Consider the following 12,478-nt stretch of genomic DNA (forward strand, 5'->3'; position numbering starts at 1 on the left):
ACCGCCGCCCCCTACTGGGGGCCGTACGCCACCATCGCTGCCGAAGCGTCGGTGCGATTGGAAACGGCGCCGTACCCCGCGCCCGGCGAAGCGCTCGACATCGGTGCCTGGGAAGCCAAGGCCCGCGACCTGCTTGACGAACAGGGGCGCCTACTCATGTGGCTGAACGATCCCTGTCACAACCCCACCGGTCGCAGCCTCTCGCGCGACGATCGTCATACGTTGCTGTCGGTGCTGCGCGACATCGCGTCGCAGGGGCCGGTCACGCTGCTGCTGGACTTCGCGTATCTCGACTACGCGCGCAATCCGGACAGCGTCCGCGAGGCGCTCGATGATTACGCGTCGTTCGGCGCCGAACAGGGCGTGCTGGTGTGCGCGAGCCTGAGTCTCAGCAAGGCGTTCACGCTGTACGGCTCACGCGCCGGCGCGCTGGTGTTTCCGTGGAGCAACGACGCTGCGCTCAAGGGCGCGCTGGTGTCGAGCTGCCGTGGCACGTGGAGCAACTGCGCCCGCGCCCCCATGAGCGTGTTGCTGCGCATGACCAGGAGCGAAGCTGCGCAACAGGCGTTGGCGGCCGAGCATGCGCACTGGCGTGGCGTACTCACGGAGCGCGTGGCCGCGCTCGATGCCGCGCTTAAAGCCGACGGACTCCCCGGTGCGGCGTGGGACGGCGGATTCTTCGTGATGCTTCCGGCGCCGCCCGATCCCTTTGCGGTGTGCGAGAAGTTGCAGGCGGCGAATGTGTTCGTGGTGCCGATGGCCGAGGGACTGCGCGTGGGGGTCTGCGGGATGAAGACCGACGATACCGTGCGGTTCGCGAAAGCCTATGCGGCGGCGATTCGTTGAGTCTTGCGTGGGGCCGCTGGCACTCACGTGAGTTTGGAGTACTGAGTAAAAGTTCGGAGTCGTGGGTCACCTAAAACTCCAAACTTCTACTCACAACTTGAGACTCACGTGAGTATGGCGTCATGAGCGAAAGTTCGGAGTCATGAGCAACCCACAACTCCAAACTTCAACTCACAACTCCAAACCCACGTGAGTTTCCCTGCACGCACAAAAGTCAGTAACTCCCCCCCAAAAGCACCGCATTCGCAAAAATCGGCAGTGTCCCGCGCAGTTGATCCCGGTACACCGGATCGTGCGCGAACATGATCACGCGGCCGCGTCCTGCACGTTCGGTCCACAGGTACGGCGACCCGCCGATCTTGGCGGCGGCTTCGGGCCAGTAGTAGCCCGCAATGCGCACCCGCGCCGCCGGTGCAAAGCGCATTACGGCTTCGCCCGCCGTGAGATCTTTCGGCACCGTGAACACGCGATCGCTGTTCGCGAACACCGCCATCTCCCGGTTCAGAATTCCCGCCATGAGCGGTGACAGCGTGTCGATCGTGGCGCGCGCCATGACCCCCGGCAGACTGCCCGGCAACGGCGCGCCACCGGTACTGTCGGCACGCGTGGAGTCACGCTTCACACGCGTGCGCACCAAGCCCACGCGCTCCTGCGCCACCCACGCGCTCGCGGCGTCGATCGTGATCAATACGCCGCCGTTGCGCACCCACTCGGCCAAGCGCGCGCGACCCGCGTCGCCCAGCACACGATCCAGTGCGCCCGCCTGCACCGACGGCATGATGAGCGTGTTGAACGCGCTCATGTCGCTGCTGGCTACGAAGTTCGCGTCGACCAACGTGCTCGCGTAACCGATGCGCTGATCCATCGCGTACCAGCTGAAGCCGAACGACGTGCCGTTCACCGGCGCACCACCAAGCAGCGCCACCTTCGGACGCTGCACCGGGATCACCGAGTTGCTGCCCAGATCCGTGCCCGTATCGACACCTGCCGACGGTATCGACGCCAGCTGCGCACCCGCTTCGGCCGCACGACGCATGACCACGTTGTGCACATCTGCGCGATTGAGCGCCACGCGAATCACGAACGCGCCGTTGGGGAAGCTGTTGGTCTTGGATGTGAACGAGTACGGCGCGTACCACACGCGCACGGAATCGGTAAGCAGCGACGCCAGCAACCGAATGGACGACTCGCTGCCCGGGGCAAAGGCGTAGCCGTACACTGAGCGCGCCGGCGCCACGAACGTGCGTGGCACATCGGTCACCACCGTCAGCGAGCCGGGCAACGCTGACAACGTGTACGCGTCCACTCGCCACGCCAACGGCAGCGACCACGCGGTCATGTCGTAGAAGCGATTGCGCTGACCGGTGCGGCGCAGTTCGAGTTCGAACTTGATGAACGCTGAATCGAGCGCGGCATCGGGCTCCAGCAGCGCCTTGGCCAGGTACCCCTGCGGCTGCGCCAGGTCGACCACATAACTGCCGGCCTTGGCGGTCATCGTGGGGAGCGTGCCACCCGCATACATGCTGGCGTTGGCCACCGATACATCGGTGGTGAGTCGCTGCACTTCGATGCCGTTGTCGCGCAGCTTCTGCACCAGTGAATCGGCACGACCCTGCCCGTCACGCGCCAGCAACACCGCCCGCAGCGGACCCTTGGCGTGCATCGTGATCGCGTTCGCCCGCGCCGCCGAATAATCGCGCACCAATTCCGAACGCCGACGCGCCGATGTCTTCACCGTGGCCCACTCGGCCGTAAAGTGCTCGAACGCCGCTTGGCGGAGCGTGCGCAGCGTACCGTCGTTGCGCATTATCGCACCACCAGAGCTCGACGCGCTCTCGAACAGCATGCCGATGGCGCCGGTCAGCATGGGCCACCCTTCGCCGTATCCAGGATAGAACGAGTCGTATCCCTCGCGTCGGAAGTACGACCAGCCGTGTACATCGAACGCTGCACCGTGCGCGGCCGCGAAGATGTCGAACCACTTGGGCAGATGTTTGGGATTGTTCTGATTATCCGGCGCACGCGGTGGTGCGAAGTAGAACGACGAGCTGCTCCCCTGCTCGTGCAGATCCACCGCCACATGCGGCCACCACTTCATGTACGTGCTCACGCGTCCCTTCGACTCGGGGTGCGACTGCGCGTACCAATCGCGATTGAGGTCGAAGTAGTAGTGCGACGTGCGCGGCCCCGGCCACGAACCGGCGTTGTTGAGCGCACCGGGCTCACCGGCCACACCCTGCGCGCTCCAGCTGCGCTCGATATCGTGCGTGTGTCGCTCGCGTCCGTCGGGATTCTCGTTGGGATCGATCAGCACCACGGTGCTATCGAGCGCCAGCTTGGTATCGGCATCGGTGCCGGCGGCCAGCTGATATAACAGCGCCAACCCGGCCTCTGCGCCCGACGCTTCACCGCCGTGTACGGAGTGCGCGAGCCACACGATGCTCGGAATCCGCTTCACTGCTGCCTCGATATCACCCGCACTGGCCCCCCGCGGGTCTGCAATGCGCGCGGCATCGCGCTGAATCTCGGCCAACCGCGCCATGTTGGCTTCGCTCGAGATGGTGATGATGACCATCTCGCGCCCCTCGAACGTGCGGGCCACGGTGTCCACTTTCACGCGTTTCGAAGCGGCAGCAATACGCTCGATATAGCGCATCATAGCGCGCTGCGGCGTGAAGCGGGCGCCGATATCGTAGCCCAGGATCTGCGCGGGAGTGGGCACGCGCGGATCGAACGTGGCGCCGGGATCGGCAAAGGCGTGCTGCGCCTGTGCGGGGCGGGCAAATAGGCCGCCGGCCAGCGCGGCGAAGGCCAGGGCGGAGCGGAAGGAGGATGGGGTCGTCATGCCGTGAAGTTCGCGCTTTGCGGGCGATCTGTCACGGGTTGGGATGCTGGCTGCTGAGACAACACCAGCAACAACAACAGCTGGAACACGGAGAAAACGGATCTCACGGAACAGCACTGATAAGATCAAAAGCGCTTTTCTGCTTATCCGTGCTGTTCCGTGTAATCCTTCATCATCCGTGTTCCAGCTGTTGCTTTTGCAGTTACGATCTCACCTATCGCGCCAACTTCACTTCCACCGGCTCCACGCCAGCCCCGGTGTACATGGCCACCGTCAGCCGCCCGGCGTCGAAGGCCACGCGATCCGCGTACGTGAGCGGGAACGATCCGCTTCCACTTGCCTGACCGGGCCCCAGCAGTCGCGCACTCACTCGGCTTACACCGGCCGGGATGGCGATGCTGGCCGAGGTCGTGCCGCTGGCAGCGGCGCCTGAGATCGGACCCGAGATACGGCCCGCGTTGCCGGTGCGACGCAGCACGAGGGCCGACAGCTGAGCCGAAGGCGGTGCGCCACCCGTGCTCTTTACCGTGGCTGACCAACGCAGCACACTGTGCACGCGATCGAGCGTGATGCGCGTGGTGGCCACGATACCGCGCGCGCGGGTGGTCACCACGATCGGTGCCGACACGGGCGCCTTGCCCGCCACCAGCGCCGGTGTCGTGCTCGGCGCGGTCCGTCGCGCGCCCGACTGCTCGAACGCATAGGCCAATGCCACCAGGCGCGTGTCGCTGAAGCCCTTGCCCAATAGTTCGATGCCCACCGGTAGTCCATCGGCGGCGAATCCGGCCGGCACACTGATAGACGGGAGTCCACTCTGCGCGCCCAAATTGCAGGTACTGCCGTTCTGCACTTCACCGACCAGTGTCGGCCTCTGCCGGACCGTGGGATAGGCGATCGCATCGAGTGACAGGCTGTCGAGAATACGCTCCATCCGTGCGCGCAGCGCCGCTTGCCGCTTGAGGGTGGTGCGATGCTGTTCACTGTCGGCCGCGAGCACCGTGTCGATCACGCGGAAGCGCACTTCGAGTTGACGGTCGTACAAGCCGCGGTCGAGAATGTCGCGCAACGACTTCACGGGCGCGTTCGGCACGGTGCGCAGATAGTCGATAAGATCGAATTTCGTTTCCAGGTTGATCACGCTCGTGTTGGCCATGAGCGTGTCGAACTCGGCCATCGGTACATCGACTACCGTCGCACCCTGCGCGCGCATGGCCGCAATCGCCGCGCGCACCGTATCTGCAATCTCGGCGTCAGTCTCGCGGAAGTACGGTAGGAATACCCCGATGCGCGCACCACGTAGCGCGTCTTTGCTCAGCGACGCCTGAAACCTGGGCGCCGGCGTGTCGCGCAGCACGTTCGTCACGGCATCCTCGCTGTCGTAGCCCACGCTCACATCGAGCGCGATGGCGAGGTCGGTCACGGTGCGCGCCAACGGCCCGCCGATATCCTGTGTGTGCGACAGCGGCACGATGCCGCGCCGGCTCACGAGTCCCTGCGTAGGCCGCAATCCCACCAGCGCATTGAAGGCACTCGGAATACGAATAGATCCACAGGTGTCCGAGCCCCAGCCCACCGTGGCGAAGCTGGCCGCGATCGCCGCGCCCGTGCCGCCACTCGAGCCACCGGGGCATCGCGTGGGGTCGTACGGATTGCGCGTCTGTCCGCCCAGTGAACTGATGCTGGTGATGCCCGCCGCGAGTTCATGCAGGTTGGACTTGCCCAGAATGATCGCCCCCGCATCACGCAGCTTCTTCACCACGAACCCATCGCGCGACGGCTGACTGGTAGCCAACGCCAGCGATCCCGCACTGGTGGGCATGTCCCCGGTGTCGTAGTTGTCCTTGATGATCACGGGAATCCCGTGCATGGGCCCACGCACTTTCCCCGCCTTCCGCTCCGCATCCAACACCGCCGCCTCGGCCGCCGCCTTCGGGTTGATACGAATGAGCGAATTGAGCTCCGGCCCCGCGTGATCGTACGCCGCAATGCGCGCGAGATACTGTCGCACGAGCTGCACGCTGGATATGCGACCAGCCGTGAGTGCCGCCTGCACATCGGTGATCGACGCCTCCGTGAGCTCCAGCCGAGCACTCGGCTGCGCACTAACTGTTGCTGCTGCGCCAATAAGCGCCGTCGCCACCACTATCGCACGAATCTTCACGATCACACCCTCAAAAAATGTTGTTGCAGTTCTTCGCGTGCCTTCGCGATCTTCGCGAGCTTCGCGCGAACCTTTGGACCTGCCGCAGCTAAAATCTCTCCGAAAGCACCCAACAACTGGTTCGCGCGAAGCTCGCGGAGAACGCGAAGGACGCGAAGAACAGCAACAGCTTAAATAGGAAAAAACAGCGACTCGTATTTCACGTTCGTGCGCGGCGAGGCCATCATGGGCTCCACCGTGTCGCGCCAGCGCGCGTAGTGGGCCGTGGCCTTGTGTGCGGCCGGCGCGCTATCGGTGAGATACGCCTCGATCAGTGTGAAGCGTGTGGGGTCATCGGCCTGCTGCAGCACGTCGAAGCGCGCGATGCCCGGCTCCAGCACGCTGTTCGTAGCGTTGTCGAGCGTGGCAGCCTTGAACGCGCTCACCTGGTCGGGGAGCACGTGCACAAACACCTGAACAACGAGCATGGCGGCGGGGAGTCGGGAAGGTGAAGCGGTGCGGCAATCGGTCGTGGTCCGAACCGGATACGATCCATATAGTCTTCCGCAGCCTCGAACACTATATCGGAGCCTATGACCAACTCGCTGATGCCCTTCTCCCTCCGCTCCGCCGTGGCCATCGGAGTGGCCCTCGCCGCCTCGGTCGCCGCGTTGCCCGCTCAACCCGCCGAGGTGGCCAGCGCGATCTACACCAACGCGCGCATCTGGACCGGCGATTCCGCGCGCCCATCGGCCCAGGCGCTGGCCGTTCGCGACGGCAAACTGCTGGCCGTAGGGTCCGACGCTGAGGCGCGGGCCTTCCGCGGGCCGGCCACGCGAGTGGTCGACCTGCAGGGGAAGCGCGTGGTGCCCGGTTTCAATGATTCTCACTGGCATCTCAGTACCGCCGATCGCGCTGACCTCACCGACGCCAAGTCGCCAGCCGAGATCGTGCGCCGCCTCAAAGCCTGGGCCGCCAAACGGCCGGCCGGAGCGTGGGTGGTGGGCCGCGGATGGACACCGTCGGATTTCCCCAACAACACCCCGCACCGCCGTTTTCTCGACGCCGCCTTTCCCGGTCAGCCCGTTATCCTCACTGACCGCGACGGACATCAGGGCCTCGCCAACGGCCGGGCGCTGGCGCTGGCCAAGGTCACCGCCACAAGCCCCGACCCCGCACGCGGCGTCATCGAGCGCGAAGCCGGCGGCGTACCCACCGGACTCCTGAAAGAGTCGGCGGCGGGGCTGGTGAGTCGGCTCGTGCCCCAACCATCGCGCGCCGACATTACCCGACGCATCGACGAGGAAACCAGGAAGGCGGTATCGTTCGGTATCGTACTACTTCAAGAGGCGAGCCCTCGTGCACCAGAGCACGTGGTGTACACCATCCTCCGCGCCGCCGTCAAAGCCGACACCATGCGCGTGCGATACCGCGCCGCCGTGCCCTTCACGCCCGCCGCCACCGCCGCCACCGTGCGGCGCTACGTCATGCTGCGAGACAGCGTGAACGGCCCATGGCTACGCTTCGGGATCGCCAAAGGCATGCTGGATGGCACCGTCGACGCCAAGACCGCCGCGATGCTCGAACCCTATGCCGGGTCAGACGATACCGGCCTCCCCTTCTGGCCCGCCGCCACCCTTAATCGCGGCGTCGCCCGCTACGACTCCGCCGGCATGCAAGTCGAACTGCACGCCATCGGCGACAAAGCCGTCCGCACCGCCCTCGACGCCTACGCCAACGCTGCGCGCGTAAATCGCACCACCGGCCGACGCCATCGCGTCGAGCACGTCGAGGTCCCCGCGCTCTCCGACCTCCCCCGTTTCAAGCAGCTGGGCGTCATCGCCAGCACCCAAGCCATCTTCGCCACCCCCGACCAAACCACCCTCACCAACTACGCCCCGCTGTTAGGCCCCGAGCGTAGTTCGCGAGCGAACGCCTTCAAAAAGTTCGACGACGCCGGCGCCATCCAAGCCTTCGGGAGCGACTACCCCGTCTTCCCGATGGACGTATTGCTAGGCATCTACACCGCCGTCACCCGCCAGACCCCCGAGGGCACCCCAAAGGCGGGCTGGTATCCCGAGAATCGGATCACGGTGGAAGCCGCCCTACGGCATTACACCAAGGACGCCGCCTACGCCGCGTTCATGGAACAGGAAACTGGCACACTGACGAAGGGGAAATTCGCCGACTTCGTCGTGCTGTCAGCTGATATCCTGACCCTCCCCCCATCTGACCTGCTCAAAACCAAGGTCCTCCTCACCATCATCGGCGGCCGCGAGGCTTATCGCTCCACCGGCTTTCCGTGAGCTTGGAGTAATGAGTTGAAGTTCGGAGTCGTGAGTCAAACCACCGAGTTCTGATTTGTAACCCACCACCCACCACCCACCACCCCAAGCCAACAGCCCAAAACCCCCAAAGCCCAAAGCCCACAACCACCAGCGCTCCCACCCGTCAAGCCGTTTCATTACCAGCAGCCATCAAGCCCCGCCCCAAACCCAACACCCCGGCAAGTGCCCACAACCCGCTCGCTTCTCCTCGCCTCCTCCCTCCTCTGCGCAGCAACCCTCCAAGCGCAACGAGCCCCCGGCGCCCCTCCTCCCTCCCGCGCCGCCGACACCACCTTTGGTGTCAGCTGGCGCAACATCGGCCCCAACCAAACCGGCCGCATGGTCGCCGTCGCCGGCTCAACCCTTCGCCCCGACGAGTACTACCTCGGCACCACCGGCGGCGGCGTCTGGAAAACCATCGACGGCGGCAAAACCGCCCTCCCCGTCACCGACAAATACTTCGGCGGCACCATCGGCGCGATCGCGGTGCAGTCGAACAATCCTGACGTGGTGTGGGTAGGCGGCGGTGAAACGCCGATCCGCGGCAACGTGTCGCACGGCGACGGCGTGTGGAAGAGCATCGATGCCGGTAATACGTGGACGTACATGGGTCTCAAGGAGACGCAGTACATCTCGCGCGTGCGCATCGATCCCAACAACCCCGACATCGTGTTCGTGGGTGCGCTGGGTCATGTGTTCGGTCCGAACAAAGAGCGCGGTGTATTTCGCACCACCGACGGCGGCCGCACCTGGAAGAACATCCTGTTCCGCAACGACAGCACCGGTGTGGCGGACATGATCATGGATCCGTCGAACTCGAAGATCATGTACGTCACCTTCTGGCAGGCTGGCCGCAAGCCGTGGCTGCTGGTGAGTGGTGGCGCGGGCAGCGGCATCTTCAAGACCATCGACGGTGGCGATACGTGGACCGAGATCACGCGCGCGAAGGGCTTGCCGCAGAGCGGGCTGTTGGGCGCGATCGGCATTACCGTGTCGCCGGCCAAGCCGAGTCGCTTGTGGGCGATTCTCGAGCATGAAGCGAACGGTGGTGTGTATCGCAGCGACGACGCCGGTGCGTCGTGGACGTTCATGAGCGGTGATCGCAATTTGCGTCAGCGGTCGTGGTACTACTCCAAGCTGTACGCCGATCCCAAGGACACCAACGTCGTGTACGCGCCGCAGGTGAGTCCGATGGTGTCGAAGGATGGCGGCAAGACCTTTACGGCCGGCTTCGGTGGTGGTGACAACCACGACATCTACATCGATCCCACCGACCCGAAGCGCATTGCGGTGGCGCACGACAACGGCGTCGTGATCACGAAAGACGGCGGCACGACACGCGTGTCCGTCGCCGTGGCCACCGGTCAGTACTACCACGTGCATCTCACGAGTGCGTATCCGTATCACGTGTGCGGTGCCAAGCAGGACGCTGGTTCGTCGTGCGGCCCAGTGCGTGAAACGCCGGCTTTCGGTCGTGGTGGCTTCGGGGGTGGTGGCGCGCCGGCAGCGCCGCCGTCGCCCTACTCCACGTTTTATGGCGTGGCGGGCGGTGAGTCGGGCTACATCAGCAGCAAGCCTGACGATCCCGACATGATGTTCGGCGCGAACTACGGTGGCAGCATGGACGTGCTGAACCGTCGTACCGGTAAGTCGCTCTCCATCGATCCGTGGCCGCTCGACCCCATGGGTCACGATGCCAAAGACTCGAAGTATCGTTTCCAGTGGACGTACCCGATCGTGCACTCGCCGCATGATCCGAATACGATCTATGTGGGTTCCAACGTCGTGTTCCGTTCCACCAACGGTGGCACCACGTGGACGCCGATCTCGCGCGATCTCACGCGCAACGATCCCGCTACGCTGGGCAGCTCGGGTGGACCGATCACGAAGGACCAGACCAGCGTGGAGTATTACGGCACCGTTTTTACGTTGGCCGAGTCGAAGCTCACGAAGGGATTGATCTGGACGGGTAGTGATGACGGGTTGTTGCATGTGTCGCGCGACAACGGTGTGACGTGGAAGAACGTGACGCCGAAGGCACTGCCGGAGTGGATGCGGTGGAGCATCATCGAAGCATCGCCGCATGCCGCGGGCACGGCGTGGGTGGCCGGCAATCGTTATCAGATGGACGACTTCACGCCGTATCTCTATCGCACCACCGATTACGGCGTGACGTGGACCAAGATCACGAGCGGCATCGCGCCCGATCACTTCACGCGCGCGATCCGTGAAGACCTCACGCGGCCCGGTATGGTCTACGCCGCCACCGAGCGTGGCGTGTACGTGTCGCATGACGCGGGTGCGAACTGGAAGAGCCTGCAGAAGAATCTGCCGCCGGTGCCGGTGCACGACATGATGCTACGCGACGACGACCTCGCGATCAGCACGCATGGCCGCGCGTTCTGGGTGATGGAGAACCTCACGCCGTTGCGTTGGGAGCCCGAGACCGAGAAGGCCGCGAGTGCGCCGTATCTGTACAAGCCGATGCCCGTGTTGCGCCTGAACGGACAGGCCGCGCCCACGTTCGTGTATCGTCTGCCCACCGATTCGATGCCCGTCACGTTCCAGTTCTACGACAGCAAGGCCAAGCTGTTGGCGACGGTAGCGAGCACCGATACCAACCCCACGCCTGTGGCCAGTGGCCCCGGTGGTGGACGTGGCTTTGGTGCGGCGGCGCCGGCCAAGCCGAGTAACCGGAAGGGTGTGAATAGGTACACGTGGACCATGCGTCATCCCGATGCCGTCACGTTCCGCGGCATGATTTTGTGGGGCGGCCGTGGGACAGGCCCGTCGATGGCGCCGGGCACGTACAGCGTGAAGATGACCGCCGGCAGTGCGGCGCCGGTGCAGTACGCATTTGAAGTGAAGCCCGATCCGCGCTCCGAGGCCACCGTGGCCGACCTAACGGAGCAGACGCGGATGGCGTTGCAGGTGCGTGATCGCATGAGCGATGCGAACAAGGGCGTGATCGAGATTCGCAATTTGAAAACGGATGTCACCGATCGTACCGCGAAGATGACGGCGAACGCCGCCTTCGCGCCGTTGGCGAAAACGTTCGCCGACTCGCTCAGTGCGGTGGAAGACTCGGTGTATCAGACGAAGAATCAGTCAGGGCAGGATCCGCTGAATTTCCCGATTCGCTTGAACAACCAGTTCTCGAGCTTGCTGAGCTTCGTGTCGGGCGGCGAGCGCAGGCCGCCCAAGCAGGCGTACGATGTGCTGGCGGTGTTGAATCCGAAACTCGATGTGCAGATGACGCGCATGGAGCGCATCATTGCGGCCGACTTGCCGAAGCTCAACGCGATGTTGAAGGCCGCGGGATTGCCGGAGATCACGCGCAGCAAGGTGGAGAAGGGTGCGCCGGGTGCGGCACAGGCGGTGTTTGTGCCGGATGCTGAGTTTGATCGGTAGGGATTGGATGGATGGGAATGATGACGCCCGGTCGACTTGGACAGTCGACCGGGCGTTGTTGTATTTGGCGAGGCTGCGCGCGTCAGATCGGTCGAGCTATTCGCGGAACATGCCGCGGCCATTTGGACGAAACATCCATCTGAGCTTGTTGTGTACGGCCTTGCGTGAACGGAGTCAGAGGTGGAACATCGCTCTGCGTTGCAAATAGGCTGGAAGACCGTCGCTAGCTCGGTAGAGTGAATAGAGGTTAGCCAGCGTACCCTTCCAAAGAATCGTTTCAACTCAACTCTCAGTTCAATGTCGACGCTTAAAGTCAGTCGAATCAAAAACCGCCTACGGCAGAAGTTCAAGGCTCATCTCGATCTTTCCGACATTACCCGCAAGACAAAGCGCGCGACGCAAAAATTCTTTCACGCTGCCTCGCCGCGCTTGCTGTGCAGCTCACGTGCGCTTGTTCCGACATTGATGCCGCGAAATCGGTTTGGGACGGCTCCGACGACAATGGAATCGACGCCGCCTACTACGATGCCGCTGAGGCACGCGTAGTCCTTGTCCAATCCAAGTGGATCTCCAAAGGCGCTGGAGAGCCTGAGGCGAAGGAAATCGGCGCCTTCACGAAAGGCGTGTGGGATATCGTTGAGCAAGATACCACCACGTTCCACAAGCGACTTCATGGAAAGCTTGCTGACATCGTCCTCCGCATGGGCACCCTTGGCACTTCTGTGCACGTCGTGGTGGTATCGACCGGAGCGCAGGTCCTTGCGCAACACGGGACCGCTGTGCTCGAAAAGCTGCTCAAGGAGCTCAACGGAGATGACCCAAACCAGATTGCCACTTCTGAGGTGATGGGTCTCGAAACGGTCTACCACGGACTCACTTCGGACGCCGGTGCTGTTCACGTATCACTCG

6 protein-coding genes and 1 pseudogene are annotated in these 12,478 nt (G+C 63.9%); 4 read left to right on the top strand and 3 right to left on the bottom strand.

The genetic code is table 11. The features are described from left to right. Window positions 1-846 (top strand): aminotransferase class I/II-fold pyridoxal phosphate-dependent enzyme (locus ACESNG_RS20650; RefSeq protein WP_373063016.1); only part of this gene is annotated, 846 nt, incomplete at its 5' end. A 214-nt stretch (window positions 847-1,060) separates the two neighbouring features. On the opposite strand, the gene ACESNG_RS20655 is transcribed toward ACESNG_RS20650, so the two are convergent. The 3 genes from ACESNG_RS20655 to ACESNG_RS20665 form a co-directional block, all read right to left on the bottom strand. Then, window positions 1,061-3,691, bottom strand: a complete 2,631-nt coding sequence (locus ACESNG_RS20655) for a M14 family zinc carboxypeptidase (RefSeq protein ID WP_373070625.1) — start codon at window positions 3,689-3,691, stop codon at window positions 1,061-1,063. Window positions 3,692-3,905: 214 nt separating this feature from the next. Continuing rightward, complete coding sequence (locus tag ACESNG_RS20660; RefSeq protein WP_373070627.1) at window positions 3,906-5,852, bottom strand: amidase family protein; 1,947 nt, start codon at window positions 5,850-5,852, stop codon at window positions 3,906-3,908. Window positions 5,853-6,022: 170 nt separating this feature from the next. Further along, window positions 6,023-6,319 carry a putative quinol monooxygenase gene (locus ACESNG_RS20665; protein ID WP_373063022.1) on the bottom strand — a complete coding sequence of 99 codons (297 nt, stop codon included), beginning with the start codon at window positions 6,317-6,319 and terminating at the stop codon, window positions 6,023-6,025. Window positions 6,320-6,424: 105 nt separating this feature from the next. On the opposite strand from ACESNG_RS20665, the gene ACESNG_RS20670 reads away from it, so the two are divergent. The 3 genes and pseudogenes from ACESNG_RS20670 to ACESNG_RS20680 form a co-directional block, all read left to right on the top strand. Continuing rightward, a complete protein-coding gene (locus ACESNG_RS20670; protein WP_373070629.1) occupies window positions 6,425-8,137 on the top strand; it encodes an amidohydrolase in 1,713 nt (570 codons plus the stop codon). A 360-nt stretch (window positions 8,138-8,497) separates the two neighbouring features. Further along, window positions 8,498-11,569 carry a WD40/YVTN/BNR-like repeat-containing protein gene (locus ACESNG_RS20675; RefSeq protein ID WP_373063026.1) on the top strand — a complete coding sequence of 1,024 codons (3,072 nt, stop codon included), beginning with the start codon at window positions 8,498-8,500 and terminating at the stop codon, window positions 11,567-11,569. 434 nt (window positions 11,570-12,003) lie between these two features. Next, window positions 12,004-12,478, top strand: a pseudogene (locus ACESNG_RS20680) (hypothetical protein); the annotation flags it as partial.

The organism is Gemmatimonas sp. (genome assembly GCF_041689975.1).
In the GTDB taxonomy this organism is placed as follows: Bacteria; Gemmatimonadota; Gemmatimonadetes; order Gemmatimonadales; family Gemmatimonadaceae; genus Gemmatimonas.